Origin of the sequence: Roseomonas sp. E05 (assembly GCF_030063475.1) — a bacterium.
Classification (GTDB): domain Bacteria; phylum Pseudomonadota; class Alphaproteobacteria; order Acetobacterales; family Acetobacteraceae; genus Pseudoroseomonas.
This window is the reverse complement of sequence record NZ_JASIRT010000001.1, coordinates 441,721-462,407: the sequence shown is the minus strand read 5'-3', so window position 1 is coordinate 462,407 and position 20,687 is coordinate 441,721. Positions and strand designations below refer to the sequence as shown.

14 protein-coding genes are annotated in these 20,687 nt (G+C 70.9%); 5 read left to right on the top strand and 9 right to left on the bottom strand.

The window, feature by feature from the left end; translation table 11 throughout:
• Nucleotides 1-16: 16 nt before the first annotated feature.
• On the top strand, nt 17-1,354 hold the full coding sequence (locus QMO56_RS02195) for an LLM class flavin-dependent oxidoreductase (protein WP_283523385.1): 1,338 nt from the start codon (nt 17-19) through the stop codon (nt 1,352-1,354).
• A gap of 51 nt (nt 1,355-1,405) precedes the next feature.
• Here QMO56_RS02195 and QMO56_RS02190 read toward each other — a convergent pair whose 3' ends face one another.
• From QMO56_RS02190 to glgA, 4 genes are all read right to left on the bottom strand, one after another.
• A complete protein-coding gene (locus QMO56_RS02190) occupies nt 1,406-2,731 on the bottom strand; it encodes an aspartate aminotransferase family protein (protein WP_283523384.1) in 1,326 nt (441 codons plus the stop codon).
• A 182-nt stretch (nt 2,732-2,913) separates the two neighbouring features.
• Entirely contained in the window at nt 2,914-4,608 is a 1,695-nt protein-coding gene (gene glgP / locus QMO56_RS02185; RefSeq protein WP_283523383.1) for an alpha-glucan family phosphorylase, read from the bottom strand.
• A 12-nt stretch (nt 4,609-4,620) separates the two neighbouring features.
• A complete protein-coding gene (locus tag QMO56_RS02180) occupies nt 4,621-6,678 on the bottom strand; it encodes a glycogen-debranching protein (RefSeq protein WP_283523382.1) in 2,058 nt (685 codons plus the stop codon).
• Nucleotides 6,679-6,797: 119 nt separating this feature from the next.
• Nucleotides 6,798-8,327, bottom strand: coding sequence for a glycogen synthase GlgA (gene glgA / locus QMO56_RS02175; RefSeq protein ID WP_408906493.1), 1,530 nt, complete (start codon nt 8,325-8,327; stop codon nt 6,798-6,800).
• 388 nt (nt 8,328-8,715) lie between these two features.
• On the opposite strand from glgA, the gene QMO56_RS02170 reads away from it, so the two are divergent.
• Nucleotides 8,716-10,314, top strand: coding sequence for an ABC transporter substrate-binding protein (locus QMO56_RS02170; RefSeq protein ID WP_283523380.1), 1,599 nt, complete (start codon nt 8,716-8,718; stop codon nt 10,312-10,314).
• Nucleotides 10,314-12,014, top strand: coding sequence for a gamma-glutamyltransferase family protein (locus QMO56_RS02165; RefSeq protein ID WP_283523379.1), 1,701 nt, complete (start codon nt 10,314-10,316; stop codon nt 12,012-12,014). Before QMO56_RS02170 ends, QMO56_RS02165 begins: the two co-directional genes overlap by 1 nt.
• Before the next feature lie 147 nt (nt 12,015-12,161).
• Here the strand turns inward: QMO56_RS02165 and QMO56_RS02160 are convergent, their stop codons facing one another.
• From QMO56_RS02160 to QMO56_RS02150, 3 genes are read right to left on the bottom strand one after another with little or no spacing between them, the layout of a single operon-like run.
• Nucleotides 12,162-14,429, bottom strand: coding sequence for a xanthine dehydrogenase family protein molybdopterin-binding subunit (locus QMO56_RS02160; RefSeq protein WP_283523378.1), 2,268 nt, complete (start codon nt 14,427-14,429; stop codon nt 12,162-12,164).
• 1 nt (nt 14,430) lies between these two features.
• Nucleotides 14,431-15,447, bottom strand: a complete 1,017-nt coding sequence (locus QMO56_RS02155) for a xanthine dehydrogenase family protein subunit M (protein WP_283523377.1) — start codon at nt 15,445-15,447, stop codon at nt 14,431-14,433.
• Between the two features lie 3 nt (nt 15,448-15,450).
• Nucleotides 15,451-15,996 (bottom strand): (2Fe-2S)-binding protein, encoded by a 546-nt coding sequence (locus QMO56_RS02150; protein ID WP_349362334.1) that lies wholly within the window; start codon nt 15,994-15,996, stop codon nt 15,451-15,453.
• Between the two features lie 328 nt (nt 15,997-16,324).
• On the opposite strand from QMO56_RS02150, the gene QMO56_RS02145 reads away from it, so the two are divergent.
• Nucleotides 16,325-17,935, top strand: a complete 1,611-nt coding sequence (locus QMO56_RS02145) for an ABC transporter substrate-binding protein (RefSeq protein WP_283523376.1) — start codon at nt 16,325-16,327, stop codon at nt 17,933-17,935.
• 25 nt (nt 17,936-17,960) lie between these two features.
• Nucleotides 17,961-18,713, top strand: coding sequence for a glycerophosphodiester phosphodiesterase family protein (locus QMO56_RS02140; protein WP_283523375.1), 753 nt, complete (start codon nt 17,961-17,963; stop codon nt 18,711-18,713).
• A 72-nt stretch (nt 18,714-18,785) separates the two neighbouring features.
• Here the strand turns inward: QMO56_RS02140 and QMO56_RS02135 are convergent, their stop codons facing one another.
• Nucleotides 18,786-19,712: a hypothetical protein gene (locus tag QMO56_RS02135; RefSeq protein ID WP_283523374.1), complete on the bottom strand. Its 927-nt coding sequence runs from the start codon at nt 19,710-19,712 to the stop codon at nt 18,786-18,788.
• A 327-nt stretch (nt 19,713-20,039) separates the two neighbouring features.
• Nucleotides 20,040-20,603 carry a hypothetical protein gene (locus QMO56_RS02130; RefSeq protein WP_283523373.1) on the bottom strand — a complete coding sequence of 188 codons (564 nt, stop codon included), beginning with the start codon at nt 20,601-20,603 and terminating at the stop codon, nt 20,040-20,042.
• Nucleotides 20,604-20,687 lie beyond the last annotated feature (84 nt).

Sequence of the window (20,687 nt, the reverse complement as noted above, 5' to 3'; positions counted from 1 at the left end):
AGGAGAGGAGACCGAAATGACGGAGAAGCGGAGGATGGCGCTCGCCATCCTGGTGGGCGCCACGGGCTCGCACATCGCCTCCTGGCTCCACCCGGAGACCCGGGCGGACGCCTCCACCAGCATCGAATGGCACCGCGAGACGGCGCAACTCGCCGAGCGCGGCCTGTTCGACCTCTTCTTCATCGCCGACACGCCGGCGGCGCGGACCAGCAACCTGGCGGGCTTCAGCCGCATGCCGCTCTACATGAACGTGCTGGAGCCGCTGACGCTGCTCTCCGCCCTCGCCGGCGCAACGCGCCATATCGGCCTCGGCGGCACCGCCAGCACCAGCTTCAGCGAGCCCTACAACATCGCCCGGCAATTCGCCTCGCTCGACCACATCAGCCATGGGCGCGCCGCCTGGAACGTCGTCACCTCCGCCAACGACTTCGCCGCGCGCAACTTCGGTTTGGACCGCCTGCCGCCGCATGCCGAGCGCTACGAGCGGGCGCGCGAGTTCGTCCAGGTCGTGCAGGCACTGTGGGACAGCTGGGAGGACGGCGCCTTCCTGCGCGACCGCAGTTCCGGCCTGTTCTTCGACCCCGCCAAGCAGCACCCGGTGCAGCACGAGGGCAGGCATTTCCGCGTCCGCGGCGCGCTGAACATCGAGCGCACGCCGCAGGGGCAGCCGGTGATCATCCAGGCCGGCGCCTCCGAGGCAGGCAAGGAGCTGGCGGCGGAGACGGCGGAGGTGGTGTTCTCCTCCGAGGGCACCCTGGAAGGCAGCCGGGCCTTCTACCACGACCTCAAGGGGCGCATGGCGAAGTACGGACGCCAGCCGGAGGACCTCAGGGTGCTGGCCGGCATGCCGTTGCTGATCGCCGACAGCGCGCAGGAGGCCGAGGACCTGCACCAGACGCTGCAGCACCTCATCCACCCCGATGTCGGCCGCATGTATCTCGGCATGGACCTGGAGACCGACCTCTCCGACCTGCCGCTCGACGAGCCGATCCCGGAGGACCGCATCCCGAAATCCGCCAATTTCCACAAGGCTTTCTTCGACCATATCGTGCATCTGATCCGGGCTGAAGGGCTGACGCTGCGCCAGCTCTACCTGCGCTACGAGCGCGGCCGGCAGACGCTGCGCGGCACGCCCGTGCAGGTGGCGGACCGGCTGGAGGAATGGTTCACCGGCGGCGCCTGCGACGGCTTCATGCTGACCTTCAGCCTGTTGCCGGGCGGGCTTGCCGCCTTCGTCGGGAAGGTGGTCCCGGAATTGCAACGGCGCGGGCTGATGCGCAGGGGCTATGAGGGAAGCACCCTGAGGGAGCATCTCGGCCTCCGCCGGCCGCCCAACCGCCACGCCGCCGCTTAGGGCAAACCCCCGCCGAGGTGGCCGCGGCCACCCCGGGCCCCGTGGTCCGCCTCAGCGCAGCGCAGCCTCCACGCTGTCGCCAAGGCGTTCGACAATGCTGTCGATCTCCGCCGGCGTGACGTTGTAGGGCGGCGCCACGATCAGGTGCTCGCCGCGCTTCCCGTCAATCGTGCCGGAGCAGGGATAGGCAGCGATGCCATGCGCCAGCCCGGCATCCTTGAGGCGCGTCGCGAGGCCCCGCGCCGGGTCGAAGGGCCGCTTGCTCGCGCGGTCCTCGACAAACTCCAGCGCGCGGAACAGGCCCCGCCCGCGGATGTCGCCGACATGCGCGTGGTTGCCGAAGCGCTCGATCAGCCCCGCCTCCAGCCGCGCGCCCATGGCGCGGACATTGGCGAGCAGGTTCTCCTCGGCGATGATGCGCTGGACTTCGAGCGCGGCCGCGCAGGCGAGGGGATGTGCCTGATAGGTGTGGCCATGCACGAAGCCGCCGCTGCCGGCCTCCAGCGCCGCCATCACCCGGCGGGAGACCAGCAGCGCGCCGATCGGCTGATAGCCGCCGCCCAGTCCCTTCGCCACCGCCTGAAGGTCGGGCACGATGCCCTCCTGCTCCCAGGCATGGGTGGTGCCGCTGCGGCCCATGCCGCTCATCACCTCGTCGAGGATCAGCAATGCGCCATGCCGGTCGCAGACCTCGCGAACGGCTTTGAAATAGCCGGGCAGGGCGGTGACGCAGCCCGTGGCGGCGCCGACGATGGTCTCGGCACAGAAGGCGATCACCTTGTCCGGCCCGATGCGCTGGAACTCCGCTTCCAGCTCGGCGGCGAGCCGCGCGACATACTCCGCGTCGCTCTCACCGTCGCCCTGCTCGCGATAGGCGAAGCAGGGCGAAACGCGGCTGAAGCTCTGTGACAGCACGGGCTCGTAGATGCCGCGGCGGGCGGGATGGCCGCTGGCGGCGAGCGCGCCGAGGGTGTTGCCGTGATAGCCCTGGCGCCGGGAGATGAAATGCGTCCGCTGCGGCTGGCCCAGCTCGATGAAATACTGCCGCGCCATTTTCAGCGCGCTTTCCATCGCCTCGGAGCCGGAGGAGACGAAGAAGGCGCGGGTCAGCCCGCCTGGCTCGTGGCCCAGCAACTGGTCTGCCAGGGCCTCGGCGGGTGCCGAGGTGAAGAAGCCGGTGTGGATGTAGCTGACCTGCCGCGCCTGCGCCGCGATCGCCTCGATGACACGGCGGTTGCCGTGCCCGAGGCAGGCGACCGCGGCCCCACCGGCGGCGTCGATGATCTGCCGTCCGTCGGCCAGGGTCAGCATGATGCCTTCGCCGCGGACCGCGACCTCCGGCTCGGCGCGCACGGTGCGGTGCAGGACGTGGGACATCGGGTTTCCTCCGCACGGCAGGGGACAACAGGCCGCCATTGAACGATGGCCGCTCCGGCTTGGCCATCCCTGGCGTCGCAGAATCATTCCGCCGGTGAATTCCGGGGGAGGGGAGCGCTGAACGGACAGGAAAAAGAAGGAAGGCGGGGGAATTCCTTTCCCCGACCTCCCTCCGGGGCCGTTCAGCGCAGATAGGCTTCCGTCGCGTAGCGCCGCATCATGCGCTGGCTGTTGAAGCGCGAGCCGGAGCGGGAGATGACCTGCTTCATCAGCGCGATCCAGCCCGCGCGGTCGTGGTGCCAGAGGGGCAGGACGGTGCTCCAGAGCTTGTCGTAAAGCTCCCCGGCGTGCTGCGAGGGCGCGCCGCCGTCGCTGCCGATGGCCCAGCCATTCGCACCTTCCTCACAGGCCTCCGCCCACCAGCCATCCAGCACGCTGAGATGCGGCACGCCGTTCAGGGCCGCCTTCATGCCGCTGGTGCCGGAGGCTTCCATCGGCGGCAGCGGCGTGTTCAGCCAGATATCGGCGCCGGCCACCATCTTCTTCGCCAGCCCCATCTCATAGTTCGGCACGAAAACGACGGGCAACGTGCCGGCCAGCTCCCTGGCATGCGCGTGCACCTCGCGGATCAATGTCTTGCCGCCTTCGTCGCGCGGGTGTGCCTTGCCGGCCATCAGCACCTGGAAAGGGAATTCCCTGGCGATCCTGCGCAGCTGGGCGAGGTCGGAGAACAGCAGGTCGGCGCGCTTATAGCCCGTCATCCGCCGCGCGAAGACGATCAGCGGCAGGGCGGGGTCGAGCGCCGTGCCGCAGCGCTGCCGCACCTCCTCGAGCAATTCGCCCTTGGCCTGCATATGCGCGGTCCATACCGCCTCGTCCGGCAGGTGGTCGGCGCCGCGCAGCGTGCCGGGGTCATGCGCCCATTCCGGCGCCACCTGCTGGAACAGCGCAGCGAAGGCCGGGTGCGTCCAGGTCGGCACATGCACGCCGTTGGTCACGGCATGGATGTGGTAGCCCGGGAACATGCGCTGCGCCGTTTCGGCATGGCGCGCGGCGACGCCGTTGACCCAGCCGCTGAGGTTCAGGGCGAGGCGCGTCATGTTCAGCTCCTCCGCGCCGGCCAGCTGCCTCAGCTGCCCGATCTCGAAGAAGTCGCCCATCATCCGGTGCACCAGATCGTAGGAGAAGCGGTCATGTCCCGCCTCCACCGGCGTGTGCGTGGTGAACACGCAGCGCTCCCGCACCGGTTCCGCGTCGTAGCGCAGCGCGGTGGAGAGGGGCTCGTCCCTGCCCAGCGGATGCCGCCGCAGCAGCGAGAGGGGCAGCAGCGCCGCATGGCCCTCGTTGAGATGCCAGGTGGTGATCTCGAAGCCCAGCGCGCGCAGGATGCGCTCGCCGCCGATGCCGAGCACGATCTCCTGCTTGAGGCGCAGGTCCTCGCCATCGCCGTAGAGCCGGTCGGTGATGCTGCGGTCGGCCGGGTCGTTCACCTCCAGGTTTGTATCGAGCAGGATGACCGGCGCACAGCCGCCATGCGGGCACTCATGCCGGTAGAGCCAGGGCAGGATCCAGACCGGCCGCCCATCGATGCGCACCGCCACCGCCGCGTCCAGCGGCTCCGCGTGGTCGGCGGGATTCCAGGGGTCGGCGCTTTCCTGCTGGCTGCCATCGGGCGCGATGCTCTGCCGCAGATAGCCCTGCCGGCTGATCAGCGTGACAAAGACCATCGGCAGTTCCAGATCCGCGCAGGAGCGCACCGTGTCGCCCGCCAGCACGCCAAGGCCGCCCGAATAGGTCGGGATTCCCGGCTCCAGCGCGATTTCCATGGAGAGGTAGGCGATGCAGGTGTGCGGCAGAAAGCGGTCGAGGGACGTCACGGGCGGCCTCCGTCAGCGGGATACCAGGACGAGTAAAGACCTTGGCGGCAGGCGCAGGCTATCGCCGGCTTGCGGCTCGGCACCTGGGTCGGTCACATCATCGGGAGGCGCCGCAGCGGTGTCGATGGCGATGCGCCAGGCGCCGGCCGGCGGGGAGGGCAGGCGGAACGTCACGCTCCGACTCCGGCTGGCATTGAACAGCAGGCACAGCGCCCCTGGCGCGGCGCCGCCTTCCGCGATCCTGCAGCCCAGGAGATTCTCCGCGCCCCCCCAGTCCGGCGGACCGCCTTCCGGGCCGAACCAGGCGATTTCGTCCGCCGTGTAGAAGCGCTCGGCCGAGAGGACGGGATGTGCGCGCCGGAAGCCGGCGAGGCCGCGCACGAAGCGGATCAGGTCCGCATGGCGGCGTGCCTCGGCCCAGTCGTACCAGGAGATCGTGTTGTCCTGGCACCAGGCATTGGTGTTGCCCTGCTGCGTGCGGCGGAACTCGTCGCCGCCGAGCAGCATGGGCACGCCGCGCGAGAGCATCAGGGTGGCGAGCATGTTGCGCACCTGCCGCGCCCGCACGGCCTCGGTCCCCGGGTCCGCGGCCGGTCCCTCATGGCCGTTGTTCTCGCCCCAGGCCTCCAGCGGAGGGGCCGCCGCCTCGCCATTCGCCTCATTGTGGGGGCGTGCATAGCTGACGAGGTCGTTCAGCGTGGGGCCGTCATGGCAGGTGACGAAGTTGATGCTGCGCAGCGGCCCCGCGCCGTGGCCGCCATAGAGATCCTCGCTGCCGCAGAGCCGCGTGGCGAAGGCGCCGGTCATGCCCGGATCTCCGCGCCAGAAGCGGCGGACATCGTCGCGGTAGCGGGCGTTCCACTCCGCCCAGCGGTCGCCCGGGAAGCGCCCCAGCTCAAAGGCGCCGGCCATGTCCCAGGCCTCGGCGATTAGCTTGGTGCCACGCAGCACCGGGTCCTCGGCGATCTGCTCCAGCAGCGGCGGGTTGGCCAGCAGGCGCCCGTCCTCGCCGCGCCCGAGCACGGCGGCCAGGTCGAAACGGAAGCCGTCCACATGCATCTCCGTCACCCAGTGGCGCAGGCAGTCCACCAGCAGGGAGCGGACGACCGGGTGGTTGCAGTTCAACGTGTTGCGGCAGCCCGTGTAGTCGGCATAGCCGCCATCCGGCCGCAGCAGGTAGTAGATGGCATTGTCGAGGCCCCGGAAGGAGAAGGTCGGGCCGCTCTCGCCACCCTCGGCGGTGTGGTTGAAGACCACGTCCAGGATCACCTCGATCCCGGCGCGGTGCAGCGCCCGCACCATGGTCCTGAACTCGTTGACCGCGGCGCCCGGCCCGGCGCTCGCATAGGCAATGCGTGGCGCAAAGAGCGCGACCGGGTCATAGCCCCAGTAGTCGGGGCGCGGCGGCCCGCCCGCCGGACCGGCGGGCGTCAGTTCCGGCGCCTCCTGCACCGGCATCAGCTCCACGGCGGTGACGCCGAGCGCCTGGAGATAGGGAATCATCTCCGCCACGCCGAGGAAGCGCCCCGCATGCAGCACGCCGGAGGAGGGATGCAGGGTGAAGCCGCGCACATGCGTCTCGTAGATGACCGTGTCGCGCCAGGCATGCCGGGGCGGCGCGTCGCCCTCCCAGTCGAAGCGGCGGTCGGCGAGCAGGCAGCGCGCCTCGCCGGGGCGGGGGCGGCCGGTGAGGGCGGTGGCGTAGGGGTCGAGCAGCAGGGCGCGCGGATCGAAGCGGTGCCCTTCCTCCGGCGCCCAGGGGCCTTCGGCCCGCAGCGCATAGGCGCAGCCCTGCAGCGCGCCGGCGATCCGCAGGTGCCAGACATCCCCTGTCCGGTGCAGGACGGGATCGAGCGGAATGGTGCGCAGCACCGCGCCCTGCGGATCGAACAGGACGACCGAGAGCCGCGTCGCGTGGCGGCTGACCACGGCGATGTTGTAGCCGTCGCTGGTCTCGGAGGCGCCGAGCGGCAGCGGCGCGCCGGGCGCTATCGCGAGGTCGTCCGGCAGCGGCGCGCCCGGCCCGCGCCGCCTCCTGCGGCAAGACCCTGCCGCTGCAGTCGGCTCCATGCGACTTTCCTTCAGCCTTGCAGCGGATCGCCCGCCCCCTGGTCAGGAAGCCACGTTCCGCGCGCGGGCGACCTGATCCAGGTCAGCCGCGCGGCGGCGCGCCCGGTCGGGCCGCCCGGTCAGGCCGCCCGGACCAGGCCGGAGCGCCGCATCAGCCGCTTCGGGCGGGGCTGCGGTTTTGAGGATGGCTCTGAGCCGTCCAGCAGAAGGCTGTAGAGTTCCCGGTAATGCTCGGCCGAGCGGCCCCAGCTGAAGGCGCGGGCCATCGCCCGCCCTCGCATCCGCAGCAGCTCGGCGGGGCGGGAGAACACCTCGAAGGCACGCCGGCAGGCACCGAGCAGCCCCTCCACGCTGGCCTCCTCGAACAGCAGGCCGGTGCCGCCATCCTCGATGGTGTCCACCAGTCCGCCCGTGGCATGCGCGATCGGCAGGGTGCCGCAATGCTGCGCCTGCAACTGGGTCAGCCCGCAGGGTTCGAAGCGGGAGGGCATCAGCAGGAAGTCGCTGCCGGCGATGATCCGGTGCGCCATCGGCTCGTTGAAGCCGACCAGCAGGCCGATCTGGTCGCGGTGGGCGCGGGAGACGCGGTGCAGCAGCTGCTCGACCGCGGGCTGCCCCATGCCGAGGATGGCGATCTGCCCGCCCATGCGGACGATCTCCGGCGCCGCTTCCGCCACCAGGTCCAGCCCCTTCTGGTGAACGAGGCGCGAGACGATGGCGAAAAGCGGCCCCTCGGAATGCTCCAGGCAGAGGCTGGTGCGCACCAGCTCGGCCAGCTTCCGCTTGCCGAGCTGGTCCTCGGCCTGGAAGTGGTAGGGCAGGTAGGGGTCGCGCGCCGGATCCCAGCTCTCGTCGATGCCGTTGACGATGCCGGAGAGGCGACCCTGCTCGGCCAGCCCGGCGAGCAGTCCGTGCAGGCCGCCGCCGAATTCCGGGGTGGTGATCTCCCGCGCATAGGTCCGGCTGACGGCGCAGACATGGCTGGCATAGAACAGCCCGGCCTTCAGGAAGGCGATATTGCCGTAGAACTCCACCCCCTCCATGGCGAAGGCGCTCTCCGGGATGCCGAGCGCGGCGCGGCGGCCGGCGGGGAAGACGCCCTGATGCGCCACGTTGTGCGCCGTCAGCAGGCTCGGCACGGTGGCGCCGTCCCAGTGCAGGTAGGCGGGGGCGAGGCTGCCAGGCCAGTCGTTCACATGCAGCAGGTCGGGCACCCAGCCCAGCCCGCCGATGCCGCGCGCCATGTCCGCCGCGGCCAGCGAGAGGCGGCCGAAGCGCAGGTCCTGGTCCGGCCATTCCTCGCCACCGGGCGCGCAGTAGGGATTGCCCGGCCGGTCATAGAGCGCGGGCGCGATGAGCAGGTAGAGGATCAGCCCATCCTCCAGCCGCACCCGGCCGATGCTGCAGGGAGGGATTTCCGCCCGCCCGGGCAACTCGCCGACCACTTCCACGCCGGAGGTGCGCGCCAGCACGTCCGGATAGGCCGGCATCACCACGCGGATATCGACGCCTTGCCTGATCAGGGCGCGGGGCAGGGCTGCGGAGACATCCCCGAGCCCCCCTGCCTTGGCGAGCCCCGCGAACTCGCTGGTGACGAAGAGCACCCTCATGGATGTCCGTTTCTCCGACAGCGGCGCGGGACAAGCCACCGGCGGCCCCGGCAGGGCCGCCGATCACTCAACCCGCGCCCAAGAAGCCTGAATTCCCAAGCCTGAAGCGATGACTGTGAGCGACGCCATGATCCACATCAAGCTGAAGCGACTTCACCTCCCCGGCAGATTTCACGCGCCGGAAGCGTGAACGCTGCTGAAGCACCCGGAGAGTGGGCGGGGGAGGAAGCGCGGCGCCGAGGGCTCGCAGGGCGTGCCAGGCGCCGCCCCGCGGACTTGCGCCGTCGCCTGAATCTGCTTGGATGCCTGTGCAACATCTTCGCGGCGCACCGCCTGCTCCGCCTGGCCTCGCCGCGAAGGCCCGCAGCGATGCGCCACGGCCGTGCAGGACCGGCGGCTCCGCCCAGGCAGCAGAGGAGCACCCGCCTTGCGCAGAGCCCGGCTTTCCCGACTTCCGGCCCGCCTCGCCCTTCTCGGCCTCGCGCTCGGCCTCGCCGCCCCGGCCCAGGCGCAGCAACTCACCGTCGGCGTGCAGGCGCCCTTCGGCATCGACCCGCATTTTCTCTTCGTCGGGCCGAACATGGCGGCGGCGCGTCATCTCTATGACAGCCTGATCAACCGCGACCCGGAAAGCCGGATGGTGCCAGGCATCGTCGAGGCCTGGCGGGCGGTGGACGAGACCACCTGGGAGCTGAAACTGCGCCGTGGCGTCACCTTCCATGACGGCAGCCCCTTCACCGCCGAGGACGTCGCCTTCACCCTGGCGCGCGTGCCGAAGGTGCCGAACAACCCCGGCCCCTATACCTCCAACCTGCGCACCCTCCGGGACGTGCAGGTGGTGGACCCCTACACGGTGCGGCTGACCACCGACCGACCGAACCCGACGCTGATGGGGCAGCTCACCAACATCTTCGTCGTCTCCAGGCGGGCCGCGGAGAATGCCAGCACGGCCGACTTCACCTCCGGCAAGGCGGCGATCGGCACCGGCCCCTTCCGGCTGGAGAATTTCCGCGGCGCCGAGGGCATGTCGCTCACCCGCAACGAGGCCTTCTGGGGCGAGAAGGCGGCCTATGGGCATGTCAGCCTGCGCGTCATCGGCAATGACGCCGCGCGCATCGCGGCGCTGCTCGCCGGCGACGTGGACCTGATCGAGGACGTCGCCCCCGCCGATGCGGCGCGGCTGGAGCGCGAGGGGCAGGTGCGCGTCTTCAAGCGCAACTCCGACCGCATCATGTTCCTGATCCCGCAGGTCGGCGCGGAGACGCTGCCGCTGCTGACCGACGCCCAGGGGCAGCCGCTGAAGGAGAACCCGCTGCGCGATGTGCGGGTGCGGCGGGCGCTCTCCCTGGCGATGGACCGCCAGGCCCTGGCCGAGCGCGCCATGGACGGGCAGGCGATTCCCACCGGCCAGATGGTGCCCGAGCAGTTCGCCGGTCATGACCCGGATTTCCCGGCGCCGCGCGCCGACCCCGACGCGGCGCGGCGCCTGCTCGCCGAGGCCGGCTACCCCGACGGCTTCGGCCTGACGGTCGGCTGCACCAACAACCGCTTCGTCAACGACGCACGGGTCTGCCAGGTGGTGGGGCAGATGCTCGCCCGGCTGGGGCTGCAGGCCAAGGTGGAGACGCAGCCGAGCAGCATCTTCTTCCCGCGCACCGTCTACGGCAAGAACGACCTGCCGCTGATGCTCTATGGCCTCTCGCTCTCCTCCTCGCGCGATCCGAGCTACATCCTCTCGACCTCGGTCCACACGCGAAACGTCGCGCAGGCCTTCGGCCAGGGCAATCGCGGCGCCTTCAGCGACCCGGAGATGGACCGGATCATCGATGCCGCCATCATCCGCATGGACGATGGCCGGGAGGCGGCGCTGCGCAGCGCCATGCGCGCCGCCATCGAGCGCTTCCCCATCATCCCGCTCTACAACCAGGTGACGATCGCCGCCGGGCAGAAGAGCGTCGAGTACACCCCCCGCATGGACGAACAGATGGTCGCCTATTACGCCCACCCCGCGCAGGCCGCCCGCTGATGGCGACGCGCCCCCTCATCGCCGGTGCCCGGCACGCCGTCAGCGCCGGGCACTATCTCGCCGCCAGCGCCGGCTTCGCCATCCTGGAGGCCGGCGGCAACGCCATCGACGCCGGGGTCGCCGCCGGGCTGGTGCTCGGCGTGGTGCAGCCGGACATCGTCAATATCGGTGGCGTGGCGCCGATCCTGATCCGCCGCGCCGACGGCACGATGGAGAGCATCGCCGGCCTCGGTCACTGGCCGCGCGCCCTGCCGGCGGATCTCTTCATGCGCGAACATGGCGGGCGTATGCCGCAGGGCGTGCTGCGCACCGTGGTGCCGGCCGCGCCGGATGCCTGGATCACCGCGCTGGAGCGGCATGGCCGGCTCGGCTTCGCCCAGGTGGCGGAGCCCGCCATCCGCTGCGCCGAGGAGGGCTTCCGCGTCTACAAGCTGCTGGCCGACAGCATCGCCGAGCATGTGAAGGACTATGCGCGCTGGCCGAGCAACGCCGCCATCTTTCTGCCGGGCGGCGCGCCGCCGCCGGAGGGGGCGCTGTTCCGCCAGGCCGACCTCGCCGCCATGCTGCGCCACATGGCCGATGAGGACCGGCGCGCGGCGGCGGCGAAGGGCCGGCTCGCCGGGCTGGCCGCCGCGCACCACGCCTTCTACCGCGGCGACATCGCCCGGACGATCGTGAACTTCATCCAGTCCGAGGGCGGCTATCTCTCGGCGGAGGACATGGCCGGCTTCCACTCCCGCCTGGAGCCGGTCGTCACCCGCGGCTGGCGTGGCCATCAGGTGACCACCTGCGGCCCCTGGTGCCAGGGCCCGGCGCTGCTGGAGGCGCTGCTGCTGATGGAGCGCGCCGGCTTCCACGGCATGGCCCACAACAGCCCGGACTACCTGCACCTGATGGCCGAGTGCCTGAAGGCGGCGATGGCCGACCGCGAATACCACTTCGCCGACCCCGCCTTCGCCGAGGTGCCGATCGACGCCCTGCTGGGCGAGGCCCATCTCGCCGCCCGCCTCGCCGGCATGGACCCGGCGCGGGCGCATCCCGGCATGCCGGAGCCGCTGCTCGGGGCAGGGACCGAACTGCCCCCTCCCAGCACGCGCCCGATGCCGGCCATCGAGCCCGACACCTCCTACGTCGCCGTGGTGGATGCCGAGGGCAACGCCTTCTCCGCCACGCCCTCGGACGGCACCTACAACGGCCCGGTTATTCCCGGCCTCGGCATCATCGCCTCCGGCCGTGGCACGCAGTCGCGGCCCGACCCCGCGCATCCCTGCGGCGTCGGGCCAGGGCGGCGGCCTCGGCTGACGCCCAACCCGGCCATGGTGGTGCTGCGCGATGGCGGCGTCATGCCCCTGGGCACGCCGGGCGGCGACGTGCAGATCCAGGCCATGCTCCAGGTGCTGCTCAACCACCTGCATTTCGGCATGGACCTGCAGGAGGCGATCGAGGCGCCGCGCGTCGCCTCCTACTCCTTCCCATCCTCCTTCGCGCCCTATGACTACTTCCCGGCGCGGCTGGCGGTGGAGGGCCGCATCGATCCCGTGACGCGGGACGCCCTGCGGGCGCGCGGGCACGAGGTGAAGGACTGGCCGGACTGGACCTGGCTGGCCGGCAGCGTGGAGGCGGTGCGCAGCGACCCCGCCACCGGGCTGCGGCTGGCGGGCGCCGATCCGCGCCGGCCGGCCTACGCCGTGGCCCTCTGAGCCGCCTGTGAAAGGCTGGGGGAAGGAATTCCCCCAGACCCCCATCTTTCTTCTTCGGGTTTCCCGCTCGGCCGGAAAGCGCGGCGCCAAACTGACAAAAAGAAGATGGGGGCCCGGGGGAATTCCTTCCCCCGGACTTGTTCCTGCCTACAGCAGGTGCTCCGGCCGGATCGGCAATTGCCGCAGCCGCCGCCCGGTGGCGTGGTGCACGGCATTCGCGATCGCCGCGTTGGTGCCGACGCAGCCCAGCTCGCCGACCCCCTTGATGCCGAGCGGGTTCACCAGCCTGTCCTCCTCCGGCACCATGATGACTTCGACCGAGGGCACGTCGGCATTCACCGGGATGAGGTATTCCGCGATGTTGTCGTTGACGTAGCGCGCGTTGCGCCGGTCGATCTCGGTGGCCTCCAGCAGGGCCGAGCCGATACCCCAGATCATCCCGCCCATCAGCTGGCTGTGCGCGGTGCGCGGATTGATGATCCGCCCCGCCGCGAAGGCGCCGGTGATGCGCGGCACACGCACCTCGCCGGTGCGGGCGTTCACGCGCACCTCGACGAACTGCGCGCCGAAGCCGTACTGGATGCGGTCGGGAAGCTGCGCGCCGCCGGTGGTCTGCGGCATGCCCTGCCGCAGCTTGTCAGGCGCGTCCGGCGGGTTGCCGTGCGGGATGTGCTCGGCATAGGCCTCGACCGGGCCGGTGCGCCCGAGAAGCGCCTCCAGCGGCTCTGCCGCACCGCTTTCCCCGCATAGCGCGCCCTTCTCGAAGCGCAGCCGCGCCGGGTCCTGGCCGGCGAGCGGTCCCGCATTGGCCGTCACCGCCGCATGGGTGAGGCGGTCGCGCAGTTCGCGGCAGGCCATGGCCACGGCATTGCAGATGCTCGCGGTGTGGCTGGAGCCGGCCGCCAGGCCCGCCGCCGGCAAGGTGCTGTCGCCGAGATGCACCTCCACCTGCTCCGGCTCCAGGCCGAGCTGGTCGGCCGCGGTCATGGCCAGCACCGTCCAGGCGCCGGTGCCGATCTCGTGCGCGGCGATGTCCAGCCGCACGCTCCGCGCCGAAAGCGTGACGCGCGCGCAGGCGGCGCTGATCTTGGCGGGATAGAAGGAAGCGGCGCAGCCCCAGCCGATGCGCCAGTCGCCCTCGCGCATGCTGCCCGGACGCCTGTCGCGGCGGGACCAGCCAAAAGCCTCGGCGGCGGCATCGAAGCAGGGCATCAGGCTGCGGCTGGTATAGGGCAGGCCCCTGATGGGCTCCTTCCGCGTGTCGTTGATCCGCCGCAGCTCGACCGGGTCCATGTCGAGCGCGATGGCCAGCTCGTCCATCGCGCTTTCCAGGCCGAAGCCGTAGGGCAGGTCAGGGGGCGCGCGCATGAAGCCCGGCGTGTTGCGGTCGGCATGCACGACGTTCACCCGCGTCCAGACATTCGGGCAGGCATAGATGCGCGCGGTCGTCTCCGTGCCCTGCACGTTGTAGTTCGAGGGGCGCGAGGTGACCTCCCAGCCCTCGTGCAGCAGCGCCTGCAGCCTGCCGTCGCGCCCGGCGGCGAGGCGCAGGCGCTGCCGCGTCTCGGCGCGGTAGGTGGCGATGGTGAAGCCTTGGCTGCGGCTGGCCACCAGCTTCACCGGGCGGCCGAGCCGGCGGGCGGCGACCGCGATCCAGGCGGTGCGCGCCGTGGCGCCGCCCTTCGAGCCGAAGGCGCCACCGACCAGCGGCGAGATCACCCGCACCTTTGCGGGCTCGATGTCGAGCTGCTTTGCCACCGTGTTCGCCAGCCCCTGCACGAACTGGCTGGGTTCCAGGATGGTGAGCCGGTCGTCCTCCCAGAAGCAGGTGGTGGTGAACAGTTCGATCGGGTTGTGGTGCTGGGTCGGCGTGCCGTAGGAGGCGTCCACCCGTACCGCTCCGGCGATGAAGGCGGCCTCCGCATCGCCCACCCTGGGGTCCTCGTGCCCCTCCAGGGTTTCCTCCAGCACCTGTACCTGCGCGCCCGGGCTGCCGAAGCTGGCGGCGGGCGCCTCGCCGGCATAGTCCACGCGCACCTTGTGCGCCGCCTCGCGCGCCGCCTCGAAGCTTTCCGCCACCACCACCGCGATGATCTGGCCGCTGTGCCAGATGCGGTCCGACTGCAGCGTGGTGGTGCTGCCGCCGCCCCCTTTGGTGGGCGGGATGGGCTTGGACTCGCCGGCGGCGTTCTCGTTCGTCAGGATGTCCAGCACACCCGGCACCGCCCGCGCCGCCTCCAGATGCCAGCCCAGGATACGCCCCCGGGCGATGCCGCTGGTGACGAGGAAGGCATGCGCGGCGTCTGGCACCGGGATGTCGGAGGGGTAGCGCGCCACGCCTGTCACCTTGGCGCGCGCTTCCTGCCGCACCGTGTCACGGCCGATGACGCCGCTCGGAGTGATCACCTCGGACATGTCAGAGCTCCATCGCCGCCGCCTGCAGCAGGGCGCGCACCAGGGTGCGGCGGCCCAGCTCGGGCTTGAAGGCGTTGTCATCATGGGTCACGGCGCCGGTGAAGGCGGCCTCGGCGGCGTTGATGGCGCAGTCCTCGGTCAGCGCCTGGCCCTGCAGGATGATCTCCGCCTCATGCGCCCGCCAGGGCGCGGCGGCGACGCCACCAAGGCCGATCCGCGCCTCGCGCACCACCCCGTCCCGCAGGTCCAGTGCCACGGCGGCGGAGGCCAGGGCGAAGGCGTAGGACTCCCGGTCGCGCACCTTGAGGTAGAGCGAGCGCCGTGCCCAGGGCAGGGTGGGCAGGCGGAAGCCGGTGATCAGCTCGCCCGGCCGCAGCGTGGTCTCGGCCTCGGGCGTGTCGCCGGGCAGGCGGTGCAGCTCGGCGAAGGGGAAACGGCGCGGCCCCTCCGGGGACAGCGTCTCCACCTCGGCATCCAGCGCGATCAGCGCCTGGGCGAAGTCGCCGGGATAGCTGGCGATGCAGTGCTCGCTCACGCCGAGCACCGCGAGCAGCCGCGTCACGCCCCCGATCGCCGAGCAGCCTGAGCCGGGCTCGCGCTTGTTGCAGGGGGAGGCGGTGTCGCGGAAATAGTGGCAGCGGGTCCGCTGCAGCACGTTGCCGCCGAGCGTCGCCATATTACGGAGCTGGGCGCTGGCCGCCTGCTGCAGCGCCTCCGCGATGACGGGATAGTCCCGCCGCACCGCCGGATGCTCCGCCGCCTGCGCCATGCTGGCCACGGCGCTGAGCCAGAGCCCGCCCTCCTGCTCGCGGATCACCGGCTGCGCGCTGGCCTCCGGGCGGATGTCCAGCACGCGCTTCGGGCGCATCACGTCGATCTTCATCAGATCCAGCAGGGTGGTGCCGCCGGCGAGGTACTGCGTGTCCGGGCGCACGCACTGCCCCGCTTCCTCCGGCATCGTGCCGTCGGCCAGGGCGGCGCCGAGCTCCGCGGCGCGTTCATAGGCGAAGGAGCGCATCGCTCAGCCTCCTTCCATCTGCGGCCGCGCCTGGTTGATGGCGGCGACGATCTTCGGGTAGGCCGCGCAGCGGCAGAGATTGCCGCTCATGTATTCGCGGATCTCGGCATCACTGTTGGCATGCCCCTCCTGCACGCAGGCGACGGCGGAGACGATCTGCCCCGGCGTGCAGTAGCCGCACTGGAAGGCGTCCTGGTCGATGAAGGCCTGCTGCATCGGATGCAGCGCGCCATCGGCGCCGGCCAGCCCCTCGATGGTGGTGATCTCGCGCCCCGCGGCCGAGACGGCGAGGGTCAGGCAGGACAGTTCGCGCCGGCCGTCCACCAGCACCGTGCAGGCGCCGCACTGGCCCTGGTCGCAGCCCTTCTTGGCGCCGGTCAGCCCCAGCGCCTCGCGCAGCGCGTCAAGCAACGCGACGCGAGGGTCGAGGTCCAGGCGGTGCATGCGGCCGTTCACCCGCAGTGCGAGGGCGCGACGGGCCGGCCCGGTGGCCGCACCGGCGGGCTTCTCGGGGGGGCGGATGTCGACGGGATCAGGGGAATGCGCCATGGCGGGCTCCGCAGGGGCAGGAATGGAGGAGGAACACCGTGCCCGGCCCGTGCCGCTTCCGCAGGGACCAGCCGGCGATGCGCGATGCGTCCGGCGGGAGGGCCGGCGCATGGCGGCAGGGAGGCAGAGCGGAGGCATGGGCAGGCGAGGGATCTCCGCTGCGCCGGAAGAACGCCGCGCCGCGAAAGCCGGTTGCGCCGCGGCCGCTGCCGGCCTCCGGGAAAGCAACTGGCCCGGGGCTGCGATGAAAGCTTCGCCGAACCGTCATCGCGATGTCACGGGCGGCGGCCTAGAGCGGCGCCCTGTCCCGTCCGAGGAGCGCCCCGCGATGCGTCGCCGTCCCTTCCTGCTTGCCGCCGGTGCCGCCGCCCTCGGCCTGCCCCGCTTCGCCATCGCGCAGGCCGACCAGCGCCCCGCCATCACGGTCGCCGTGCAGAAGCTCGCCAACTCCAACACGCTGGAGCCGCTGCGCGAGTCCTCCAATGTCGGCACCCGGCTGATGGCCAGCTACGCCGAGACGCTGATGACGCAGGACTGGCTGGGCGACCTCACGCTGAAGCCCGCGCTCGCCACCGCCTGGCGCCGGCGCGATGACCGCAGCCTGGAGGTCACCCTGCGCGAGGGCGTGCGCTTCCAGGACGGCCGGACCATGACGGCCGAGGACGTCGCCTTCTCCTTCGGCCCCGCGCGCATGGGCGACGGGGCGCCGCAGGTGGCGCGCGACCTGTTCGGCAGCGTGCCCGGCCGCACCCAGGGCAAGGCGCCGCCGCCGGAGAGCGCTGCCATCGCCCGCCGCGCCTTCCCCGGCCTGGCCCGCGTCGAGGTGACGGGGCCGCACAGCCTGGTGCTGGTGCATGACCGGCCGACGCCGGCCATCGAGGGGCGTTTCGCGCAGAATGCCGGGATGGTTTCCTCTCCGGCCGCCTTCGAGGCGGCGGCGAGCTGGCTCGACTGGGCGCGCAAGCCGGTCAGCACCGGTCCCTACCGCATCGTCGAGTTCCGTCCGGACCAGTCGCTCACCCTGGCCGCGCATGACGACTACTGGGGCGGCCGGCCGCCGCTGCGCGAGATCCGCTTCGTCGAGGTGCCGGAGGTCTCGGCACGCATCAACATGCTGCTCTCCGGCGAGGCCGACTTCGCCTGCGACATCCCGCCCGACCAGATCGGCGAGGTGGAGCGCAGCCCGCGCCACGAGGTGGTGGGCGGCCTCATCATGAACCTGCGGCTCAGCGTCTTCGACAAGACCAACCCGGCGCTGGCCGATGCGCGGGTGCGCCGCGCGCTGACCCACAGCGTGGACCGGCAGGCCATCGTGGAGGCGCTCTGGGGTGGCCGCACCCGCATCCCGCGCGGCGAGCAGTTCCCTTTCTACGGCGACATGTACCAGGCCGACTGGGAAGTGCCGCGCTTCGACCCCGCCGAGGCGCGTCGCCTGCTGAAGGAGGCCGGCTACAAGGGCGAGCCGATCCCCTACCGCCTGCTCGGCAACTACTACACCGGCCAAGTGGCGACCGGGCAGATCCTGGTCGAGGGCTGGCGGCAGGTCGGGCTGAACGTGCAGATCGAGATGCGTGAGAACTTCCCGCAGGTGCTCTCGAAGCAGGGGATGCGCGGCATCTGGGACTGGTCGAACAGCGCCGGCTTCAACGACCCGATCTCCTCCATCACCCGCGCGCATGGTCCGACCGGGCAGCAATGGCAGGTGGGCGCCTGGCAGAACGAGGAGTTCGGCCGGCTCTCCGACTTCCTGGAGGGCTCGGTGGACCAGGAGGCGCGGCGCCGCGCCTTCCGCCGCATGCTGGAGATCGCCGAGCGCGAGGATCCCGCCTACACCGTGCTGCACCAGACCGTGAACTTCACCGCCAAGCGGCGTGACCTGCCCTGGCGTCCGGGCCAATCCTTCGCCATGGATTTCCGTCGCGCCAATTGGCGCGCCTGAGATGCCGCGAGAACCGGAGGACCTGATGCCGCAGCCCCGCACCCGCATCGCCGCGCATCGCGGCGGCGCCATCCTCTGGCCGGAGAACAGCCCGACGGCCTTCCGCAACGCCGCCCGGCTGGCGGTGGAGCAGGTCGAGCTGGACGCGCATCTCTCGGCCGACGGCGCCGTGGTGGTGATTCACGACGCAACGCTGGACCGTACCACGGAGGCGAGCGGCCCGGTGCGGGCGCAGAGCCTGGCGGCGCTGCGCGGCACCCGCCTCAAGGGCACCGGCGGCGAGGCGGTGCCGACGCTGGCCGAGGTCGCCGCCATCTTCCGCGAGACGCCGATCGGTCTGCGCCTGGAGCTGAAGCGCGACGCTCAGGGCAACCCCTATCCCGACCTGCTGCCGCGCGTCACCGCCGTGCTGGAGGAGGCCGGCATACGGGCGCGCACCACCATCACCAGCTTCGCCGCGCCGCTGGCAGGGGAGGCGGCGCGGCACGGCGGCTTCGCCGATGCCATCTGGCTGGTGTCGCTGGGCTGCTGGCGCGATCTCGGCGCGGCGGGTGTGCAGGCGGCAGCGCGGGCCTGGGACCTGCCAGCCGTGGGGCTGCATCAGAGCGTCTGCGAGGCCGGCGCGCTGCGGGCGCTGCGCGAGGCGGGCCTCGCGGTGGGCGCCTGGGCGGTGAACGAGGCCGAGGCCATGCGGCGGATGCTGGCGCTCGGCGTGGATGTCTTCACCACCGACGACCCGCTCACCGCCCTGGCGCTGCGCGCCGGCGAGGCCGCCTGAGCCTGCCCGAGCGGGCAGGATCGAAGGAGGGCGGCTGCCGCGCCCTCCTCCCGTCCTGCCGCCGGCTCGGCATCAGCCGATGAGGATCTGCGAGGTCGCGAGCGCGTAGTTCGCCGTGAAGGCGCCGGCATGGTCGTTGCCAGCCGCGTCGGCCGTGGCCTGGGCCTGCGCCAGGGCATCGGCATCGGCGGATGTCGAACCGTGGTCGTTGCGCGCGTAGATGGAGACGTTGGCCTCGGCGAAGGCCTCCGCGAGCGCGATTGCCGCCGCGTCGCCCTGCGGCGCGACGGCGCAGGCATCGGCCGTGGCCTTGGAGTCCGCATAGGCATAGCCATGGACCGTGCCGGTGTTGTCCGGCGAATAGATGTAGACATCGGCATCGGCATCGGCGACGGCATGGGCCACGGCAACGGCGTCGCCCTTCCTGGCGAAGGCGTCTGCATCGGCATTGGCGCCTGCGCGGCTGGTGGCGCTGGCGGAGATGCAGCCACCATTCTCGGGCGCGTAGATATAGACGTCCTCGCCCTGCGCGTGGATGGAGCCCTGGTTGTCCGCCGCGAAGATATAGACGTCGTCCTTGGCGGTGACGTTGATGGTCTTGGTGTTGTGGGCGGCGAAGACGAAGGCGTCATCGCCGACATGAAGGACGAGGTCCTTCTGGCCACCGGAGAACCGGAACAACTCCTTGGCGAAGAGCTCGATCTTGTGGATGTCGCTGCTGAAGCTGACGATGAGGGAGCGGGCCATGTCGGCCAGGATGCCGGCCCGGCCCTCGCCGCTGCCCTGTGCGGCGTCGAAGGAGAAGACATCCTGCGTTCCGTGGGCATTCGGACGGTGCAGGATGGTGTCGGCGAGGTGGCTGACGGCCAGACCATCGGCGGGGAAAGGGGCGTTGTGCAGGAAGTTGTCGATCTTGGAGCGGTCGTTCTGATCGTAATAGTTGAATTTGCCTGAACCAAAGAAATTTGGGAGATTTTGAAAGGAAAGAAGACTGGCCATCGGATTCCTCGTCTTGTATCAAGAAAAAGAACCGTATGGGATGCTATGTCGTCCCAAAAAGTAAACTTCTCGTTCTTCGATGAGAACGTCCTGCAGCGCGCAGGGGCCGGCGCGGACCTGCGGTGCGGGGAAGGGCCTCGGGGGGTCGGGCGGTGGCGAAGGTGGGAGGCTGGGAGATTCAATTCCCTCAGAGCGGGGCGGAGCCGGGAGGGGAGACCTCTGCCGGCTCCGGCCGTCCTGAAAACCGTCAGAGATGGGCGGCGTGCCTCGCGAGAACTGCACGGGCGCTGCCGGAATGCGGAAGGACTGCGCCGCCCTCAGTCTTTGTCACAGGAACAGGCAGGCATGCTGCGCCAGCAGCATTGCCGGAAGCAGATCCGCCTGGTCCAGGCCTAAGTCCGAAACATGCAGGGTGATGGTCGCACCGTCGGGAAGCTGCACCATCGCGCCGCCGGGATCGCTGTCCAGGCTCACCGACGGCGCGCCCAGGATCACCAGGCGATCGGTCTGGGGGTCGAAGCCACGGATCGTGTCGTTGCCATCGCCCATCCGGTAGATGAACAGGTCGGGGCCGGGACCGCCATGCAGCGCATCGGCGCCCACGCCGCCTTCGATGGTGTTGTCGTCAGGGCCTGCATAGATGACATCGTCACCGGGGGTTGCGCCAGGGACCCTGACGCCGTCCAGCCCGGCGAGCGGGTCCTGCCCGGACCGCCCTCCGATGACGCTGATGTGGCTGAAGGTGCCATCTCCGTAGGTGAAGGCGTAGGATTGCACGGACCAGACGGCGGACTGCACCGCATCGTCCGAAGCCAGGAAGGTTTCAGGCGCGCCGCTGCTCGGGCTCGAGGACGATGAGCTGGCTTCATTCGAGCTGCTGACAGAGATCATTGTCTTCCTCCATGGGAAAGATTCGTCTCCACATCGCTAGAGCGGATCCCGTTCCGATGGCATCATCGGAACGGGTGAAGATGC